The sequence below is a fragment of the Acidovorax sp. DMC1 genome, assembly GCF_056314325.1.
Genome location: NZ_JBQUYO010000001.1, coordinates 724015 through 743373, shown reverse-complemented (window position 1 = coordinate 743373; position 19359 = coordinate 724015). Strand labels below are relative to the sequence as shown.

Below are 19359 nucleotides of genomic sequence, written 5' to 3'. Positions count from 1 at the left end.
TGCATGGTGGCGGGCCGGGGCCTGGCTGTCACGCCATGGGCTTATGCGGTCTGGGGGCTCCCTGCGGCGGGGGCGGCGATGACGCGAACGGTGAGGGGCAGGGGCGCAAGCACTTCGCGCAGGCGGGCCTGCAGCGTGTCAACGTCAGGGCCCGGGGCCACGCTCACGCGCACGGCGTTGTCGCCCTCGGGCTGCACCTGGGGGCGGGGGCTGCCCGGGGCTTCTGCGCACACACCATCCACCAGCGCCTGCACCGTGTGGCAGGCGGCGCGCTGGCGCAGCTCGGGCTTGTAGATCTTGCCCACGTTGGTGACGGGCATGGTCTCGATCACTTGTACCCAGCGCGGGCGGGCCACGGCCTCGTCCACGCGCTCGGCGGTAAAGGCCAGCAACTCCGCTTCGGTCACCTGCTCGCCGGGCCGCAGCGTGGCGTAGACCACGGGCAGTTCGCCCGCATAGGCATCGGGCGCGCCCACGGCGGCGCACAGCTGCACGGCGGGGTGGGCGCCCAGCGCGTCCTCGATCACCTTGGGGTCAATGTTGTGGCCGCTGCGGATGATGAGGTCCTTGGAGCGGCCGCTCAGGTGCAGGCGGCCCTGCTCGTCCACAAAGCCCAGGTCGCCGGTGGCCAGCCAGCCGTCGTGCGTGAAGGCCTTGGCCGTGTCGGCTGCATCGAGAAAACCCGAGAACAGGTTGGGCGACTGGAACAGCACCATGCCCGGCTGGCCGGGCGGCAGATCCTGGTCCGACGCATTGCCCTGCGCATCCAGTGCCACCACGCGCAGCTGGGTGTGCGGCAGCCGCCAGCCCACGCAGCCTGCGGGCGCGTTCACGCCGGGGGGCGTGATGGTGGAGATGCCCGCCATCTCCGTCATGCCCAGGCTCTCGTGGATGTGCAGGCCAAACAGCCGCTCAAACCGCACCGCCAGCTCGGGCGCCAGGATGGCCGCGCCGGTGCGGCAATAGCGCAGCGATGCAATGTCGGCCCCGTCCAGCGGCACATTGGCCAGCGCCGCCAGCACCGTGGGCACGGCGGACAGGTAGGTGCAGCGGTAGCGCTCCACCAGCCGCCAGTAGTTGGCAATCACCTCGCGGTTGCGGAACAGGCCGGTGGTGGGGATGATGGTCTCCACCCCCGCAGACAGCGCCGCCAGCGAGCCCGGCAGCACGCCCGCCACATGGAACAGCGGGTAGCCGTTGATGCCTACGTCCTCGGGCCGTATGCCCTGCATCTGCACGCTGCCCCAGGCAGTGAAGACCTGCGCGCCGTGGCTGTGGCGGGCCAGCTTGGGCGCGCCGGTGGTGCCACCGGTGTGGAAGTACGCGGCGATGTCCGTGGCTGCGATGCGGCGGCCGCTCACCAGATGGTCGCCCGGGTGCTGGTGGCGCGCGGCCAAGTCCAGCACGCCAGCGGGCAGGGCGGGCGCTGCTCCCGGCGCCTCATCGTGCGGTGCCACGCGCAGCACCGTGGTCAGCGTGGGCACCAGGGCGCGCAGGCGCAGGGCCTTGCTCCAGTAGCCCAGGTCGCCTTCGCCACCGTAGGCAATCAGCACCTTGGCGCGGGCCAAAGTCATCATGGCCGCGATCTTCTCGTCGGTGAGCATGGGGTTGAGCGGCTGCACGATGCCCGCCGCCTCGCCGCCCCACAGGGCCAGGTGGTATTCCAGGCAGCCGGGCAGTAGCACGGCCACGGCATCTTCGGGGCCCACGCCCAGGTGGTGCAGCAGGTTGGCCGTCTGGTGGATGCCGGTGAGCAGCTGCGCGTACGACCAGCGGATGGGTTCGGCGGCAGGGTCTGCGGTAGGCAAAAAGGTCAGCGCCGTCTTGTCGCCAAACGCCGCCGCCGAGTTCACAAAAATCTCGTAGGTGCTCTGCACCGGCAGCGCCTCGGCCAGGGGGCAGGCTTCGATCCGCTGTACATCCTGCAGGCTGCGCACCGGGGCACCGGGGGCAAAAGGCAGGTGGAGCGGGGGCATCTGAGGGAGGCGCATGGCGTGTCTCGGGTCTTATCTCGGGTCTTATGGGGGAGGACGGGTCGGTCACAGGGCGGATGCGGCATCGTCCTACCCTGCCGCGCCCGCCGCGTGGCCACAGTCTGTCTGTGTGTCCGCGCAAAAGCAGTCACGCAGATGTCAGAGAGGGTTAACGATCCCCTGCGGTGCGGCACACCCATAATGGACCTTGTTGATTGCCACTGCGCGCGCCGCCGCGCGCCCTTCCTCCATGAACACTCCGCAGCCGCCCAAACGTTTTTCGATGATCCGTGAGTTCCACCTTGCCGACTGGTTCACGCTGGGCAATGCGGTCTGCGGCGTAGGCGCGCTGTTCTCGGTCATGTCGTACCTGGAGACCAGCAATGTGGTGCACGTGTACTTTGCATGTGCCCTGGTGCTGGCCGCGCTGATCTTTGACGTGCTGGACGGCCGCATCGCCCGCTGGCGCCAGAAAAGCTCGGCCATGGGCCGCGAGCTGGATTCGCTGGCCGACGTGATCTCTTTCGGCGTGGCCCCGGCCATCATTGCCTATGGCTGCGGCATGCAGGGCCTGTACGACCGCATCGTGCTGGCCTACTTTGTGGCCTGCGGCGTGTCGCGCCTGGCGCGCTACAACGTCACCGCCGAAACGCTGTCGGGCGACGACGGCAAGGTCAAATACTTCGAGGGTACCCCCATCCCCACCTCCATCGTGCTGGTGGGCCTGTTGGCCCTGGCCGCCTGGCTGGGCGCAGTGCGCGAGAACCTGTGGTTTGGCAAGCTGCTGATCGGCGGCTTCACGCTGCACCCGCTGGTGCTGCTGTTTGCGCTGTCGGGGTCGCTGATGATCAGCCGGATCCGCATTCCGAAGCTCTGAGTCACGCGCGGGGTCGTCCCCTGTTTCTGCACGTTGAACCCCATGGCACTCCAAAAAATCGCAGCGTTCTCCGACGGCACCCAGGGTGGCAACCCCGCCGGTGTGTGGATCGGTGACGCGCTGCCCAGCCCCGCCGACATGCAGCGCATTGCTGCCGAGGTCGGCTTTTCTGAAACCGCGTTTGCCGCCCCGTTGGGCGATGGCCACTGGCGGGTGCGCTACTTTGCACCCGAGAGCGAGGTGCCGTTTTGTGGCCACGCGACGATTGCCCTGGGCGCCGCGCTCGCGCAGCGCGAGGGCGACGGCGTGTTTGCGCTGTCGCTGAGCCAGGCCGAGATCACGGTCGAAGGCCGTCGCGCGGGCGATCTGGTGCAGGCGGCGCTGCAGTCGCCCCCCACGCGCAGCGGGCCTGTGCCTGCTGGGCTGCTGGCCGATGCGCTGGCCCTGTTTGGCCTCGGCGCGGCCGATCTGGACCCGCGCATTCCGCCTGCGCTCATCCACGGCGGTGCGGACCACCTGGTGCTGGCCCTGCGCAACCGTGCGGCGCTGGCGGCCATGCACTACGCGCTGGACGCGGGCCGCACGCTGATGGTGAACGCCAAGCTGGTCACCATCGTGCTGGTGTGGGTGGAGTCCGACCGGCTGCTGCACACCCGCAATGCCTTTGCCTCGGGCGGCGTGCTGGAAGACCCGGCCACCGGCGCCGCCACTGCCGCGTTGGCGGGCTACCTGCGTGACCTGGGCTGGCCGCACGGCGGCGCCACCGATGTGGTGCAGGGCGAGGACATGGGCATGCGCTCGCGCCTGCGGGCTGAGATCGGGCCCGTGCCCGGCAGCTCCATCCGCGTGTCGGGCACGGCGCGGTGGATGGGGGATGGCGAATGATTTTTGCTATTGAAAATATAGCTGCTAGCGCATGATGCACTAGCGCTACCGCCCGATTTGTGCAGAAATCGGGCAAAACGGGCACGTGGGGGCCTTGTACTCCCGGCCCGGCCTCCCGCTCAGGCGCTGATCTCGTCCTGAAGCCACTGCACAAAACGCAGCGTCTCCGGCGATGGGTCCGGCGCCATGCCCAGGTAGTGCCGCGTGAGCGGCAGCCGCAAGCTGGGCAGCGGCGACACCAGCCGCCCCGAGGCCAGGTCGTGGGTGATCAGCGACACCGGGGCCACGGCAAAACCCAGCCCGTCCAGGGCGGCCTGCAGCACAAAGTGCAGGTGGTCAAACTGCAGGCAGCTGGCGGGCTGCAGCGTGGGCGCGTTCACCTGCTTCTTCCAGCCTTCCCAGTCCTTGCTGCGCGATTTGGACAGCAGCAGCACATGGGCCGACAGCGCCTCGGGCCGTGTCACCGGGCGCTGGGCGAACAGGGCGGGCGCGCCCACCACCAGCGCCTCATCCTCCAGAAACGGCTGCACCTGCATGCCCGGCGGCCACCCGCGCGGGCCGCGCCGCAGGGCCAGGTCAAAGGCCTCGGTGGCATGGTCTGGCGCCAGCGTGCTGGTGATGACCTGGGGTTCGATGTCCAGGTGCTGGGCCACAAAGCCGGGCAGCCGGGGGATCAACCAGCGCACCGCAAAGCTGGGCCGCACATTGATCTTGACGCTGCGCAGCCCGGCGTCGCCCCGCAGCGCCTGGGCGGCGGCGCCGATCTGCGCGAGCGCAGGGCCGACCTGCGCGTGAAACTGGTGGCCCGCTGCGGTGAGCAGCACCTGCCGCGTCTTGCGCTCGAACAGGTCCACGCCCAGGTGGGCCTCCAGCGCCTTGATCTGGCGGCTGATGGCGCTGTGGGTGACGTGCAGCTCCAGCGCTGCGTGGGTAAAGCTCTGGTGCCGCGCCGCCGCCACAAAGGCACGGACCGCGTTCAGCGGGGGCAGGCGGGGTGGCATGCGGGAGATTTTCACATGCGGGGTTGGGCACTCTGCGGTTGCTGCCGCAGCGGTGCAGGCTGCCAAAGCGCCCTGTGGCCTCGTCGGATCAAGGTATCCCAGCCCGGCGCGCATTAGACTGCCTGGATCGAATGGCCCACGCTGCCTCTTCCAGCGGTTGGCTCCACCCCTGCACTTTGCCCATGACGCTCGACCTTGCCACTTTGCTGGCCGCCACCATGGCCGCTGCGACCGCCCAGGCGCTGCCGATTGTGTTTGTGGCCCTGCGTGCCCGCTTGCACCGGGGGCTGGCGTTGTGGGGGCTAGGGCTGGTGGTCAATGCGCTGTCCTACCCGGCGTTCGGCTTGCGGGCATTCGGCTGGACCGAAGTGTCGATCCTGGCAACCAACCTGCTCAGCGGCCTGACGCTGGTGCTGCACACGCTGGCGATCGCGTCGTTTCAGCGGCACCGCGCGCAGCCTGTGCGCTCGGCGCTGGTGTGGTTGCCGCTCGCCGTCAACATGGTGGTGGTGCTGTTGTTCATGCGGGACGACCATTGGCGCAACATCCTGGTCGCCGGCATCCAGAGCGTGATGGCCGGCATGTTGCTGTACCAGGCCTGGGGCCCTGCGCTGGTCGAGCGGCGCCTGACGGGCCGCTGGGTTCTGATTGCCGGCTGCGCGGGCTTGGTGCTCACGCTGGTCGTGCGCACCGCTTACATGGTGTGGGCGTCTGATTGGGATGCCGTCTACAACGTGCCGGGCCAGGTGCAGGGGCTGACCTATTTTGCGGTGATGGCCGTTCTGTTGGTCAACAGCATGGGCTTTGTGCTGATGCAGATGGAATTTGCCCTGGAGCAGCAGCACGCCCTGGCTACGCACGACAGCCTCACCGGTCTGTACAACCGCAGTGCCCTGCAAGACCTGCTGCCAGCGCTGGGCGCGCGTGCTCGGCGCCAGGGGGAGCCGCTGGCTTTCCTGATGCTGGACATTGACCACTTCAAGCGCGTTAACGACACCTATGGCCACCTGGCCGGAGACGCCGTGCTGCGCGAAGTGGCGCTGCGCATTCGCCAGCGGCTGCGCCAGGCCGACGTGGTCGCCCGCTATGGCGGAGAAGAGTTTCTGGCGGTCTTGCCTGCCACCGACCAAGCCGGTGCGCTGCGCCTGGCGGAGCACGTGCGCAAGGCCATCGAGTCGCCGCCCGTGCGGCTGGCCAACGCCACGGTGCCGATCACCCTCAGCGTCGGTGTGCATGCCGGCATTCCAGACGATTCCCCCCTAGCCCTGGACGCGCAGATCGGACTCAGCGATGAGGCGTTGTATGCCGCCAAGAACGCGGGCAGAAACCGCGTCGAATGGCGTTAGGGCTGCTGCACAGGTCGCAGTGCCTCAGCCCACCAGTTCACCAGCACCAGCGCCGTGCTCACGCCCACCTAGTGCAGCAGCTGCTTGGCAGGGGGCCGTGCGTGCCCGGGGCGTGGTGCGGATGACTACCGTGATTGGGACTGAATGATCACGCTGTGTGCGATGTCGGGGGTGTCAGCGATTCCCCGTAAACCCCTCCCGAAGCCATGATCCCCGCCCATGGGCTGCATGGGCCGTGTGCACAAGGGTCAGGGGCAGGTCCAGGCCCCGTTGCGGCGATTGAAAAGCTCCCCGTAGAAGAGGGCGTTGCCATCGTTGGCCAGGGCCCATGAGGGGGCGGCCTCGCGCGCGATAGCAGCCTGCCGTTGCCATGCTGCACCACTGCGCGCAAACAGTGCAATGTGCGATACGGGTGCCGCATTCCCAGTTCCAGCTCTCGGGCAAGTGAGGTCTGCGGCCGTGATGTGGTATTCCGGCGGAAGCGTGTTGGGCGAGTTCCGGGCTTCCACCGCCAGGGTGTTGCCGTCGTGGGACAGCGTCATGGCGCTAAACACCGATGCAGCAATGTCCACAAAAAAAACGATGCCAACAGGCAGCCGCGCTTGCTCGGTCCATCCATCGACCCCGTTCTGCGCGTAGATATGCACGAGCGGTGGTGTGATATTCACACTGCGGGTGATGGCACCGCTGTTCAGTGCCAGAGTACTGCCGTCTCCCGACAGGGCGAGTGCCGTGCCCACGATATCGCCTTCTGGCGCGAAGTTGTTTTGCGCGGTCCAAGAGGTCCCCGTGCGCGCATAGGTGAAAACCGAGCTGAGGGCGGTGGTGCTACCGTTGACCCTGAAGCGCCCCGAGACCGCCAGCAGGTTGCCGTTGGCCGACAGAGCCAGCCTGTCCGGTTCCAATTGGCAGGGCTGGGCGCATGCAGTGGGCGCCTGGGTCGATGAAATCGTGGTTTGCCGGCTCCAGGAGCCGTTGCTGCGCTGGTAGATCTGTACCTTGAGCTCTTCGCTGGCTGCCAGCGTGTTGCCGTCCGCTGAAAGCGCGATCCGGTACGCATTGGTGGGGATCTCCGCCTGCTGTTGCCATGGCTGGCCGACGGCTGTGCGCGTGAACACCAGCAAGGTGCTTGTCGAACCGTTTGAGCCACGAAGGACCAGGGTCAGGCCGTCTTGGGATATGGGGTCGAAATTGCCCGATGAGGATTTGAGGGGGGCACGTCCCGAGGAAAACTCGTAGCTGATGCGGCTGGGAAGGTCCAGTGCCTTCGCTGCGGTGAAGGCTCCACATCCATCGCTGTTACAAGCCCGCAGGCGGAAGGTCGCGTTGATGAAATCAGCGATTCGGGCGAGATTCAGGTAGCCGAACTGTCGTTGCGTCGTGGAGTAGAAACTCAGGCCCTGCGCCTCGCCCATCTGCACTTCGGTCTGAGGCCCGGGGCCATCCATGTCGGCAAAGAGCTCGTAGCGGGTGGCGCCCGGCGTGGAGCTCCACGCAAAACTCAGTGCCCCGGTGTTCTCAAAGTTCTCGGGGGCGGCCAGGGTGCTGGTGGCAGGGGGCTGGCCAGGCTCAGCGGAGCCTGAGCCGCCACCGCAGCCAGCCAAAGCCATGGCCGCAAAGCCCAAGGCCAGCGTGGCTCGCAAGATCGGCAAGGCCCGCGGGGCCCACGGGTGAACGGCTTCGTTTGCAAAAGTCAGTGTGTCGTGACGCATGGATACCTTTTTGGAGAAAGCTTTAAACGGTGTTCGGGTACCGGTGGCGGTACGGTGCAGTGATGATTCAGGTCGTCCCCATGCGTTCTGCCGCATACCCGGACGCGGAATCTTTGACAACGAGTGCACTGAAAATGATAGCTGCCGGTGCCACGCAGGTGGCGCTTTGACACCGTTTGATACACATGGTCAAACCGCCCGTCGGTTCACCAGCACGATGCCCGCCGCCACCAGCACCAGCGCAGCCACCAGCCCGGGCGTCACAGCCTCACCCAGCCACAGTGCGCCAAACAGCAGCGCAAACACGGGCGTAAGAAACACGAACACCGAGATCTTGGTGGCCGGGTAGTGCGCCAGCATCCACATCCAGGCTAGATAGCTCACAAACGCACCCACCAGCGCCTGCACCAGCAGCGAACCCCAGGCAAAGCCGCTGAACTGCCAGACCCAGGCCTCGCCCAGGCCCAGCGACAGAACCGGTAGCACCGCAGTGCTTACCGCCACTTGATAGAAAAGCTGCTTGGCGGGGGCCACACGCGCCAGCGGCGTAGTGCGGATGACCACCGTGGTCAGCGCCCACATCAGGCCCGCAGCCAGCCCCAGCAGATCGCCCAGCCAGCCTTGTGGCAGCGCCGTGCTGGCGTGACCCAGCAGCCCGTCGCCCAGCGCCAGCCCCACGCCTACAAACGCAGCTGCCAGGCCCAGCCACTGCCAGCCCTGCAGGCGCTCACCGGGGATGAAGCGCGGCAGCAGCAATGCCACCCAGAAGGGCGACGCATACAAGAACACGGTGAGCCGCGACGCGGTGGTGTACTGCAGGCCCAGGTAGATGCATGCGAACTCGCCGGCAAACAGCGCCCCCGCCAGCAGTCCGGCGCGTGTGGCCCCGGCGGGCTCGCCCGCGCCGGAAAGGCTGACACCACGCCACAGGCACCAGGCCGCCACGGCCACCGTGGCCAGCGCAAAACGCACAAAGGCCTGGAACACCGGCGCCACCTCGGCCACCGTGGCCTTGACCAGCACCTGCTGGAAGCCCCAGAACATGCAGCAGGCGAGCAGCAGGGAGATGGCGAGGGCATCGATGTGGGTTTTGCGTGTGGAAGGCATTGGGGGATTATCAAAGGGGTGCTGTGCGCGGGCGGTCGCCTGCGCGGCGCGGCCGGTTGTAACCCTGCTTCTGTGTGCCCATAGCACCGGAACAGGCGCTTACACAGGCCCACGGTACACTTTGCGCCTTCTGAAACAGGTTCCCGCGCTCCTTTTCCTATCCCCTCATGGCCCTTACGACGGCGGCCCAGGCCCGCACCAGCTTTGACCTCAAGAGCGCTTCGCTGCCGGTGGTGGCGGTGCTGCTCAAGACCACTGACGCCGCCCAGTTCGCAGCCGACCTGGCCGAGCGTGTGGCCGATGCCCCGGGCTTTTTTGACAACGACCCCGTATTGATCGACCTGGCGCCCGTGCGTGAGGCCGAAGCGCCCATCGATTTTGCCGCCATCGCAGCCGCGCTGCGCCAGCACAACACCCTGCCTGTGGCCGTGCGCGGCGGCAGCCCCGCCCAGATGGAGGCAGCGCGTGCTGCAGGCCTGGCCGCAGCGCCCGATGCACCCCCCGCGCGTGCCGAGGCGCCCACGCCGGTGCAGGAAGTGGTGCGCGAGGTGATCCGAGAGGTCGAGGTCGAAGTGGTGCGCGAAGTGCCCATGCCCGGCCCCGGCACGGTGGTGGTGGACAAACCCCTGCGCTCCGGCCAGCAGGTGTATGCGCGCGGCGCCGATCTGGTGGTGATGGCGGTGGTGAGCTTTGGCGCCGAGGTGATTGCCGATGGCAACATCCACGTCTATGCCCCGCTGCGCGGCCGCGCGATTGCCGGTGCACGGGGCAACACCGAAGCCCGTATTTTTTCGACCTGCCTGGAGCCGCAACTGGTCTCCATCGCAGGCATCTACCGCACCACCGAGACCGAGCTGCCCGCCGAGGTGCGCGGCAAGCCGGCCCAGGTGCGCCTGGAAGGCGAGAAGCTCCTGATCGAGCCGCTCGCCTGAGCCCCCCATTTCATTCGTACCAACCCACAGAGAATCAGCAACACATGGCCAAAATCGTCGTCGTGACCTCCGGCAAAGGTGGCGTGGGCAAGACCACCACCAGCGCCAGCTTTGCCACCGGCCTCGCCCTGCGCGGCCACAAGACCGCCGTGATCGACTTTGACGTCGGCCTGCGTAACCTGGACCTCATCATGGGCTGCGAACGCCGCGTGGTGTACGACCTGATCAACGTGATCCAGGGCGAGGCCAACCTGAACCAGGCGCTTATCAAGGACAAGCAGTGCGACAACCTGTTCGTGCTGGCTGCCAGCCAGACGCGCGACAAGGACGCGCTGACGCAAGACGGCGTGGAAAAGGTCCTCAAGGACCTGGCCGCGATGGACTTTGAATACATCGTCTGCGACTCGCCCGCCGGCATCGAAAGCGGCGCGCTGATGGCCATGCACTTTGCCGACGAGGCGCTGCTGGTGACCAATCCTGAAGTTTCCAGCGTGCGCGACTCCGACCGCATCCTGGGCATGCTCGGCAGCAAAACCAAGCGTGCCATTGAAGGCGGCGAGCCCATCAAGGAACACCTGCTCATCACGCGCTACAACCCCAGCCGCGTGCAAGACGGCCAGATGCTGAGCCTGGAAGACATCCAGGACATCCTGCGCATCAAGCTGATCGGCGTGATTCCCGAATCCGAAGTGGTGCTGCAATCGTCCAACCAGGGCACGCCCGCCATCCACGCGCAGGGCAGCGATGTGAGCGAGGCGTACAAGGATGTGATCGACCGCTTCCTGGGGCAGGACAAGCCGCTGCGTTTCATTGACGCCGAAAAGCCCGGCTTCTTCAAACGCCTGTTTGGGAGCAAATAGCCATGGCTTCTTTCCTGTCCTTCCTGCTCGGCGAGAAGAAAAAAACCGCCAGCGTTGCCAAGGAGCGGCTGCAGATCATCCTGGCGCACGAGCGCAACGGCCGCAATGCGTCCGAGCCCGACTATCTGCCCGCGCTGCAGCGCGAGCTGGTGGCGGTGATCTCCAAGTACGTCAAGATCAACCCCGACGACCTCAAGGTGCACCTGGAGCGCCAGGACAACCTGGAAGTGCTGGAAGTCAAGATCGAGCTGCCCGATACCGTGCGATAGGCCGCCACGGCCACCGGGCCGCGCACTCCCATCGCGCCCCCGCGTCGCCCCAGACCCTGCCCTGCAACCTGCGTGGCAGGGTTTCTTTTTGGGCTGGTGGGACCTGATTTGGCCCGACAATTGCTGGATGTACTAGGGTAATCCCTAATCTCTCGGCAACAAGGCTCCTGTGGACACAACCTGGAAACTCAGCTGGCAGCGTGCACGCAACCATGAGGGCGTCACGCGCGGCGCGCGTGCCTTGGTCGCCCTGGCCGCCGTGCTGGCCTATGGCTGGTGGGCCGACTGGCAGGCTGAGCTGATGCCGGTGCTGCTGGGCGTGATCGCCAGCGCACTCACCGAAACTGACGACAGCTGGCGCGGGCGCCTGCGGGCGCAGTGCCTGGCGCTGGCGTGTTTTGGTCTCATGGCCGGGGCCGTCTGGGCCGCGGTGTCCTGGCCCTGGGTGCTGATGGGGGTGATGGCGTTGCTGGCCTTTGGCATCACCATGCTGGGGGCGCTGAGTGAGCGCTACCGCGCCATTGCCTTCGGCTCGCTCATCCTGTTCATCTATGCGGGGCTGGCCGCCCACAGCAGCCGTGAGGGCGCGGGTGACGCGATCCCCCGCATGCTGGCGGGCGCAGCCTGGTACGGCGTGGTGTCGGTGCTGTGGCATGCCGTGCTGCCGCGTGCGCCGGTGCGTTACCGCCTGGCCAAGCTGTACGCCATGCTGGGCGAATACCTGCGCCTGAAAGCGCTGTTGTTGGAGCCGGTGCGGGATGTGGACCTGGAACGCCGCCGCATGGCGCTGGCGCTGCACAACGGCCGCGTGGTGGACGCCCTCAACGCCACCAAGGAAAGCCTGATCAGCCGCATGGGCCGGGGTACGCCCCCGCTGTGGTTACAAACGGCCATGCACCAGTACCTGGCGGCGCAGGACGTGCACGAGCGCGTGAGTTCGTCCCACGAGCATTACGACCTGCTTGCCCAGTCGTTCTTTCACAGCGACGTGCTGTACCGCTGCCAGCGGGTGCTCACGCTGCTGGGCGAGCAGGCGCTCAAGCTGTCGGTGGCGATCGAGGCGCAGACGGTGCCCCAGCACTGGGGCGTGACGGCCCGTGCCATAGAGGACATGCAGGCTGCCGTGGCGCACCTGGCGTCACAGCCGCAGTCCATTGGTGCTGCGTCCCTGCCTGCACAGTCCCGGGCATTGCGGTCGTTGCAGGCGCTGGCCGACAACCTGACCGCACTGGCCGGGGTGTTTGCCGGTGCGCTGGCGCTGCCCGCCCACACCGCGGAAGCGGCGGTGGACTACGCCCTGTTTGACCGCGAGCCGCGCAGCCTGCGCGATGCCTGGGCGCGCCTGCGCTCGCACTGGCAGCTGCAGTCCCCCTGGCTGCGCCACAGCCTGCGGCTGAGCCTGTCCCTCATGGTGGGCTTTGCCCTCATGCAGGCCACAGCAGACCCGCACGGGTACTGGATCTTGCTGACCATTGTGTTCGTGAGCCAGCCGCAGTACGCGGCCACGCAGACGCGGCTGATGGAGCGCGCCAAGGGCACGGCGATGGGGCTCGCGCTCGGGTGGGCGGTGATCCAGCTGTTTCCGGGCGAGCTGGTGCAGGCCGCATTGCTGGTGCTGGGGGGCGCGGTGTTTTTTGGGGCGCGGCACACGCGCTACACCCTGGCCACGGCGGCGGTCACCACCTTGCTGCTGCTCAGCTTTCACCAGATGGGCGCGGCCAGCGGCGTGATCTCTGCGCGCCTGCTCGATACCATGGTGGGCTGCGTGATCGCGGCCGTGGCCTCATGGCTGGTGCTGCCGTCGTGGCAGTCGCGCCACTGGCCGCGGCTGGCCGCCCAGGTGTTGCAGACCCAGGCGCTGTACCTGCGGGAGATCCTGGCGCAGTACCAGGGAGGCAAGTGCGACCACCTGGCCTACCGCCTGGCCCGGCGCAATGCCCACAACGCGGATGCCGCGCTGTCCAACTCGTACAGCGCCATGCTCAAGGAGCCCTTGCATGTGCGTGGCAATGCCGAGGTGGTGGGGAATTTCCTGTGTCTTTCGCACACCCAGCTCAACTATCTGTCGGCCTTGGGCGCCCAGCGCGGTGGCGCAGCCGCTCAGCCCATGGAGGAGGCCACGCGCGAACTGGCGCAAAGCCTGCTGGCATCTCTGCAGCAGCTGGCGCTGGAGCTGGAGCGCGCGCAGCAGTCCGGCAGGGTGCGTAAGACCCACAGCGCCCCGGCGGTGGCCCAGGTGCTGCGCGAGTGGGGCACGGTGCCGGCAGCGCCCAGCGCGCACAGCCTCATGGCAGCGCAGCTGCAGCTGGTGGGCAAGGTGTTTCCGCAGCTGCAGGCGCAGGCGCGCCAGCTGGTGACCACGGAATAGGTTGGGCGGAGTGCGGCGCGGGAGTCGTGCCGCAGCCAGGTCAACGTGCGTGCTTGGCGAACTTGCCCGCAAACGCCTGGGCAATGCTCAGCCCGCGTTGCCCCGCGACCAGCGTCGCGGTCTGCCCGGCGGCGATGGTGCCGGGCCGGTCCACCGCCAGGTAGTAGCCGCTGCAGCCCGCCACTGCCATGGCGCGGCCGGCCTGGGCAAAGCCCATCACGGCATTGAACTTGAAGCAGGGCTCGCGCGGCGCCGCCACGCGCAGCACGCAGTCCGGGAAATGCCACTCGTCGCCCACAAACACCTCATGCTCCAGTGGACCGTCAATGGTGAGGTTCTCGCCCATGAAGCCCGGTGGCAGCGCTTCGTCGAACAGGCTCACGCCCCGATCGCGGCGCTGGGCCTGCCAGAACGCATAGTGCGCGGCGGGGTAGGCATACACCGCCTTGGTCAGGCCTCCGTGCACGCTCAGGTCGGCCTGCTCGTCCCCCGCCAGCCCCAGCGGGCCCACGGCCACGGGGCCGGCGACGGAGATTTTGCCGATGGCGGTGAGCACTGACCGCTCGCCCACCTTCAGGCGCCGGGCGGTGCCAACGTTCACGTGGCGTACGACGATGGCGGGTGCCGTCACAGCGGGTGCTCGGTGTAGAACTTGCCGCCGTGGTACAGCAGGGGCGATGCGCCCTCGCGGTGCTCGCAGCGCTCCACCTCGCCCACGAAGATGGTGTGGTCACCCTCCTTGTACTGGCTGCGGTTGAAGCATTCAAACGTGGCGGCGGCCCCCGCCAGCAGCGGCGCGCCGCTGATACCGGGACGGTGCTCCAGGCCGGCCCAGCGGTCAATGCCGCGGGTGGCGAACCGCTCGGCCAAGTCCTTCTGGTCCGCTGCCAGCACATGGATGGCGTAGTGCGAGCCGTTGGCAAACGCCGGCATGGTGCTGGCGCCGTGCGACAGGCTCCACAGCACCAGCGGGGGCTCCAGCGACACCGAATTGAACGAGCTGGCCGTGAGCCCCACCAGTTCACCCGCCGCATTGCGGGCGGTCACGATGGTCACACCCGTGGCGAACATGCCCAGCGCATTGCGGAATTCGCGGGTCGAAAAGCTCGGCGGCAGGGCGAGGGCGGGGCGGGGGAGCGAAGGGTTCACAAAAGCGGCGCCAGCGGTGGCGGCGTGGGGGCAAGCGACAGGACCTATTATCAGGCGCCACCCTCCGCCGCGCTGTTGCGGGGTTTACATCTGCTTTTCACCGCATGGCCGCATTGCTTCCCACCTTCACCACCCTCGGCTCAGGCCCCACCGTGCTTATGCTGCACGACGCGGACGGCGACCACCTCACCTTTGCGCCCCAGGTGGAGACCCTGGCCACCGCTGGCTACCGGGCCGTGGCCTGGGACATGCCCGGCTATGGCCGCAGCGCGCCTGTGGAGCCCTACACCTTCAAGGCGCTGGCACAAAGCTGCCTGGCGCTGATCGATGCGCTGCGCTGCGGCCCCGTCACGCTGGTCGGCCACGGCATGGGCGCCATGGTGGCGCTGGAGGCCGCCGTGCGGGACGCGTCCCAGGTGCGCCGCATGGTGCTGTGCGCGGGCGGTCCGGCGCTCGATGCCCAGGCCGTGCAGGACTGGGTGGCACCGCGCGAGCAGGCCCTCAAGGCCCTGGATACCGGCGGCAGCATGGAGCAACTGGCCCAGACCCTGGTGCCGCGGTGCATCGGCACCGGCGCCCTGCCCGAAGGCGTGCGGCTGGCGGGCCACGCGCTGGGCCAGGTGTTCCCGGGCGCCTACCGCCGCGCCCTGGAGGCCCTGCCCACGTTTGACCGGGGCGCTGCCGCGCTGGCGCACCTGACCATGCCGGTGCTGCTGGTGGGCGGCGATCAGGACCGGTGCACTCCTCCGGCAGCCCTGCAGGCGCTGGCCCAGGTGTTGCCCGATGCCCAAACGGTGCTGCTGCCGCATGTGGGGCATTGGCCCCAGCTGGAAGACCCCGAAGGGTTTGACGCAGCGCTGCTCGATTTTCTGGCCCAGCGGCGCACGCTGCACTGACCCTTTGGACCCCGCTTTGCCCGGCCGCCGCGCCGGGGCATGAACGCTGCCTTTTTTCTCCATGTTGTTTGCCCTCAAGAAAATTCTGTCTGCGCTGCTGCTGCCGCCGGTGTCCAGCATCGTGCTGGCGCTGTTTGGCCTGTGGCTGGCGCGCTACCACCGCCGCACGGGCAACACGCTGGTGGTGTTGTCGCTGTTGTCGGTGCTGGCGCTGTCCTGGCCGCCGGTGTCGGACGCGCTGGTGCGCAGCCTGGAGCGCTACCCCGCCATCACGCCGCGCCAGCTGCCCGAGGCGAAGGTGCAGGCCATCGTGGTGCTGGGCGGCGGTGCCGACACCGTGGCACCTGAATACGGGGTGGACGTGCTCAGCCGGGGTGCGCGCGAACGGGTGCGCTATGCCGCCTACCTGCAGCAGCAGACGGGTTTGCCCATCCTGGCCACGGGGGGCTCCACGGGCGGCACACGGGCCGAGGCCCTGGTGATGAAGGATGTGGTGGAGCGGGAGTTCAAGGGCCGGGTGCGCTGGACCGAAGTGGAGTCCCTCGACACCCGCAACAACGCCACCAGGTCGGCCGTCCTGCTCAAGGCCGCAGGCATCGAGCGCATCGCGCTCGTCACCCACGGCTGGCACATGGTGCGTGCCGCCCGGGACTTTGAGCAGGCCGGGCTGCAGGTGCTGCCGGCGCCCATGGGCTTCAAAGGGGGGCAGGCGCGCAAGCTGTATCGCGTGCTGCCGCGCGCCTCGGCGTTGTCCGACAGCAGCCTGGCGCTGCATGAGTGGCTGGGCATTTTGGCTCAGCGTGCTTCGCTGGACCGGTGAGAGCCTGTGGACGATCCCCTGCTAGATCGCCAACACGCTCTGAAATCAGCCTGCGGCGGGGGCCACCAGGAAGCGGCTGGCCGCCTCCACCGCCTGCGCATCGGCCTGCACGGCGCCCGGGGGGCCGCCCTTGCCCCACAGCGCACCGCCCCAGGTCATGGACAGGAACTGCGCGCACAGCGCCACCGAATCGATCATGGGCTGGGCCTTGGTGCGGTCGCCGCTGGTGGTGATGAGCGACAGCGTCTTGCGGCCCATGGCGTCCTTGAAGTCCAGGCCCGGCACGCGCATCCAGGCGCTCCAGTGGTCAAGGTAGGTCTTGAGCGGCGAGGGGATGCTGTACCAGTACACCGGCGCCACCCAAACGATGTGGCTGGCGGCCAGCGTGGCGTCCAGCAGGGTTTTCATGTCGCCCTCAGGCGGTGCGTAGGTGCCGGTGGTGTGGCGCTGGTCCACAAAGGGCGGCAACTGCATGCGCGCCAAGTGGTGCCAGGTTTGCTCCGTGCCCGCAGGCAGGGCGGCAGCGGCCTGCCGCGCCAGCCATTCGGTGTTGCCGAGGTGGCCGGGTTCGCGGGTCGAGGTGGTGAGGAAGAGGTAATGGGGTGCAGACATGGCCGGCATCGTAGCGGCACCGGCCCGTGTCTGCAGGCGCGCTGTGGGCGCCGCCTATCAGGCCGCGACCACGGTGCGCGGCGCGCGCACGGCTTCGGCCCCCAGAAAGCCGAAGTTCATCGCAGGCTGCTCGCCGCTGATCAGCTCGGCCAGGGCCTTGCCCGAGCCCGCACCGTGCGTCCAGCCCAGTGTGCCGTGGCCCGCGTTCACCCAGAGCTTGCCCACGCGGGTGCGGCCGATGAACGGGATGTTGGTGGGCGTGGCGGGGCGCAGACCGGTCCAGTACTGCGGGTTGCCGCCTTCCTCGGGCGTGCGGGTGTCGCACACGCCGGGCAGGATGGCCTCGATGCGGCGCGAGAGCATGTGGCAGCGGGCGCGGGCCAGGGAGCTGTCGAGGGTCAGGTCCCAGCCGTTGAGCTCGATGGTGCCCGCCACGCGCAGGAAGTTGCCCAGGCGGCTCATGGCGATCTTCTTGCCGTCGTCGATGGTGGAGACCATGGGTGCACCCTCGGGCTTGAGCAGCGGGAAGGTCGCGCTGTAGCCCTTGCCGGGGTAGATCGGCAGGTCCACGCCCACGCTGCGCAGCAGCGGCGCGCTGTACGAGCCGCAGGCCACCACAATGGCGTCCGCCTTCAATATGAAGTCTTTTTTGCCGCTTGCGCTAGTGGAATTTGGCATGACTGCTACTGAATCAATAGCATTGCCAATCTTGTTCAGACGCAGCACATCGTGGCCGTACAGGAACTGCACGCCCCGTGCCGCGCAGCGGCGGGCCAGTTCCTGGGTGAAGACCCGTGCATCGCCGCTCTCGTCGGTGCTGGTGTAGGTGCCGCCGGTGATCTTGTCGCCGTAGGCCTTGAAGGCCGGTTCGATCTTGAGCAGCTCATCGCGGCTCACCAGGCGGCGCTGCACGCCGTGCTTGCGCATCAGCTCCACGGCATGGCCTGCGGCGTCAAACGATTTCTGGTCGGTGTAGAAGTGGGCAATGCCGCGTTCGAGCCGGTTGTATTCGATGCCGGTGGTTTTCACCAGGTCCTTCAGTGCGGCATGGCTGTAGGCGCCCAGCGCCACAATCTGTTGCACATTGCGCTCGAAGGCCGCATCGTTGCACTGCGCCAGGAACTGCAGGCCCCAGCGCCATTGCTGCCAGTCCATCTGCGGGCGAAACAGCAGCGGCGCCTCTTTGTCGAACATCCACTTGAGCGCCTTGAGCGGCGCCTCGCGGTTGGCCCAGGGCTCGCAGTAGCTCACCGAGATCTGCGCCGCGTTGGCAAAACTGGTTTCGAGTGCTGCATCGGGCTGGCGGTCGATCACGATGACTTCGTGACCGCGTTCCAGCAGGTGCCACGCTGTGCTGATGCCGATGATGCCGGCGCCGAGAACAATGGTTTTCATATGCGGAATGCCTTGTGAGCCTTTGCGTGCCACACGCCCCAGTGCGGGACACGATGGGGCGCAGTGTGCGCGACATTGCATTCAACTAAAAGCAAAATTAAACTTACTCCAAAAACATCAGCGCACCTAATGAATAGCGCTGCGGAGACAACCCTCTTTTGTTCGAGTCCGAGACCATGAGCACCTACGATCCCGCCGCCCTGGAATGCCTTGCCGCCATCGTTGAAGAGGGCGGCTTCGAGCGCGCTGCGCAGCGCCTGAACGTCACGCAGTCGGCCGTCTCGCAGCGCCTGCGTGCGCTGGAGGCGCAGGTGGGCTCGGTGCTCATCGTGCGCAGCCGCCCGCTGCGGCCTACGTCGGCCGGGCAGCTACTGCTCAAGCACACCAAGCAGATGCGCCTGCTGCGCGCCGACCTGGAGCGCGACCTGCAGGAGCTGGCGCCCAGTGCACCGGGGGGCTCGCGCGAGGACGAGCGCATCTCGATCGCCATCAACGCCGACAGCATCGCCACCTGGGCCATGGGCGCGCTGCACGATCTGGTGCGCCAGCGCCTGCCGCTCGAAATCATCGTGGACGACCAGGACTTCACCCAGGAATGGCTACGCTCCGGCCAGGTGCTGGGCTGCGTGACCACGCTCAAGCAGGCACTGCGTGGCTGCAAGATGGTGCCGCTCGGGGCCATGCCCTATGTGGCGGTGGCGTCGGCCAGTTATGCGGAGCAGTACCTGCCGCAGGGGCTGACGCCCCACAACTTCCGCGATGTGTCGTTTTTGTCGTTCAACCGCAAGGACGACATGGCGGCCGAGTTTGTGGCCCGTGCGTTCGGGCTCAAGCGCGTGGCGCTCAACCACCTGTTTGTGCCGGGCTCCGAGGCGCAGATGCGCGCGGTGGCCGCTGGCTGGGCCGTGGGGGTGATGCCCGAGCTGATGGCGCGGCAGGCGCTGGCCGACGGCAGCATGGTTGACCTGGCCCCAGGCCGCTCACTGCCGATCCAGCTCTATTGGCATTGCTGGAACCTGGAGTCCGAACTGCTGGATGCATTGTCGGCAGCGCTGACGGGCGCCGCGGCCCAGGCGCTGGTGTCCTGACACGGCCTTGCTGTTCGCCACATGCGGGGCACAAGGCACGGTTTGTGCTGTCAAAAACGTGAACGACGT

18 protein-coding genes are annotated in these 19359 nt (G+C 67.5%); 10 read left to right on the top strand and 8 right to left on the bottom strand.

Annotation, left to right across the window (positions count from 1 at the left end; translation table 11 throughout):
* Positions 1-41 precede the first annotated feature (41 nt).
* Complete coding sequence (locus ACT531_RS03475; protein ID WP_476016475.1) at positions 42-1991, bottom strand: acyl-CoA synthetase; 1950 nt, start codon at positions 1989-1991, stop codon at positions 42-44.
* A 232-nt stretch (positions 1992-2223) separates the two neighbouring features.
* On the opposite strand from ACT531_RS03475, the gene pssA reads away from it, so the two are divergent.
* Positions 2224-2850: a CDP-diacylglycerol--serine O-phosphatidyltransferase gene (gene pssA, locus ACT531_RS03470; RefSeq protein WP_043565028.1), complete on the top strand. Its 627-nt coding sequence runs from the start codon at positions 2224-2226 to the stop codon at positions 2848-2850.
* Positions 2851-2892: 42 nt separating this feature from the next.
* On the top strand, positions 2893-3735 hold the full coding sequence (locus tag ACT531_RS03465; protein WP_476016474.1) for a PhzF family phenazine biosynthesis protein: 843 nt from the start codon (positions 2893-2895) through the stop codon (positions 3733-3735).
* Between the two features lie 119 nt (positions 3736-3854).
* Here the strand turns inward: ACT531_RS03465 and ACT531_RS03460 are convergent, their stop codons facing one another.
* A complete protein-coding gene (locus tag ACT531_RS03460) occupies positions 3855-4736 on the bottom strand; it encodes a LysR substrate-binding domain-containing protein (protein ID WP_476016473.1) in 882 nt (293 codons plus the stop codon).
* A 182-nt stretch (positions 4737-4918) separates the two neighbouring features.
* Between ACT531_RS03460 and ACT531_RS03455 the strand changes: the two genes are divergently transcribed.
* Positions 4919-6082, top strand: coding sequence for a GGDEF domain-containing protein (locus ACT531_RS03455; protein WP_476016472.1), 1164 nt, complete (start codon positions 4919-4921; stop codon positions 6080-6082).
* Positions 6083-6330: 248 nt separating this feature from the next.
* Here ACT531_RS03455 and ACT531_RS03450 read toward each other — a convergent pair whose 3' ends face one another.
* Both ACT531_RS03450 and ACT531_RS03445 read right to left on the bottom strand, forming a co-directional pair.
* Positions 6331-7794, bottom strand: coding sequence for a hypothetical protein (locus tag ACT531_RS03450; protein WP_476016471.1), 1464 nt, complete (start codon positions 7792-7794; stop codon positions 6331-6333).
* Positions 7795-7983: 189 nt separating this feature from the next.
* Positions 7984-8901 carry a DMT family transporter gene (locus ACT531_RS03445; RefSeq protein WP_476016470.1) on the bottom strand — a complete coding sequence of 306 codons (918 nt, stop codon included), beginning with the start codon at positions 8899-8901 and terminating at the stop codon, positions 7984-7986.
* A gap of 167 nt (positions 8902-9068) precedes the next feature.
* Here ACT531_RS03445 and minC point away from each other — a divergent pair, with 167 nt between their 5' ends.
* From minC to yccS, 4 genes are all read left to right on the top strand, one after another.
* Positions 9069-9833, top strand: a complete 765-nt coding sequence (gene minC, locus ACT531_RS03440) for a septum site-determining protein MinC (RefSeq protein ID WP_476016469.1) — start codon at positions 9069-9071, stop codon at positions 9831-9833.
* A gap of 44 nt (positions 9834-9877) precedes the next feature.
* Complete coding sequence (minD, locus tag ACT531_RS03435) at positions 9878-10693, top strand: septum site-determining protein MinD (RefSeq protein WP_015011986.1); 816 nt, start codon at positions 9878-9880, stop codon at positions 10691-10693.
* A gap of 2 nt (positions 10694-10695) precedes the next feature.
* Positions 10696-10962, top strand: a complete 267-nt coding sequence (gene minE / locus ACT531_RS03430; protein WP_015011987.1) for a cell division topological specificity factor MinE — start codon at positions 10696-10698, stop codon at positions 10960-10962.
* 169 nt (positions 10963-11131) lie between these two features.
* Complete coding sequence (yccS, locus tag ACT531_RS03425; protein WP_476016468.1) at positions 11132-13330, top strand: YccS family putative transporter; 2199 nt, start codon at positions 11132-11134, stop codon at positions 13328-13330.
* A gap of 40 nt (positions 13331-13370) precedes the next feature.
* Here yccS and ACT531_RS03420 read toward each other — a convergent pair whose 3' ends face one another.
* On the bottom strand, positions 13371-13961 hold the full coding sequence (locus ACT531_RS03420; protein WP_476016467.1) for an MOSC domain-containing protein: 591 nt from the start codon (positions 13959-13961) through the stop codon (positions 13371-13373).
* Positions 13958-14479, bottom strand: a complete 522-nt coding sequence (locus tag ACT531_RS03415) for a flavin reductase family protein (RefSeq protein WP_015011990.1) — start codon at positions 14477-14479, stop codon at positions 13958-13960. The genes ACT531_RS03420 and ACT531_RS03415 overlap by 4 nt, the downstream gene beginning before the upstream one ends.
* Positions 14480-14583: 104 nt before the next feature.
* Here ACT531_RS03415 and ACT531_RS03410 point away from each other — a divergent pair, with 104 nt between their 5' ends.
* Both ACT531_RS03410 and ACT531_RS03405 read left to right on the top strand, forming a co-directional pair.
* Positions 14584-15375 (top strand): alpha/beta fold hydrolase, encoded by a 792-nt coding sequence (locus tag ACT531_RS03410; RefSeq protein ID WP_476016466.1) that lies wholly within the window; start codon positions 14584-14586, stop codon positions 15373-15375.
* A 61-nt stretch (positions 15376-15436) separates the two neighbouring features.
* Positions 15437-16195: a YdcF family protein gene (locus tag ACT531_RS03405; protein WP_476016465.1), complete on the top strand. Its 759-nt coding sequence runs from the start codon at positions 15437-15439 to the stop codon at positions 16193-16195.
* Between the two features lie 45 nt (positions 16196-16240).
* Here ACT531_RS03405 and ACT531_RS03400 read toward each other — a convergent pair whose 3' ends face one another.
* Positions 16241-16816 carry a flavodoxin family protein gene (locus ACT531_RS03400; protein ID WP_209816613.1) on the bottom strand — a complete coding sequence of 192 codons (576 nt, stop codon included), beginning with the start codon at positions 16814-16816 and terminating at the stop codon, positions 16241-16243.
* A 48-nt stretch (positions 16817-16864) separates the two neighbouring features.
* Positions 16865-18202 (bottom strand): D-amino acid dehydrogenase, encoded by a 1338-nt coding sequence (locus ACT531_RS03395; protein WP_343734165.1) that lies wholly within the window; start codon positions 18200-18202, stop codon positions 16865-16867.
* Between the two features lie 176 nt (positions 18203-18378).
* On the opposite strand from ACT531_RS03395, the gene ACT531_RS03390 reads away from it, so the two are divergent.
* Entirely contained in the window at positions 18379-19290 is a 912-nt protein-coding gene (locus ACT531_RS03390; RefSeq protein WP_476016464.1) for a LysR family transcriptional regulator ArgP, read from the top strand.
* Positions 19291-19359 lie beyond the last annotated feature (69 nt).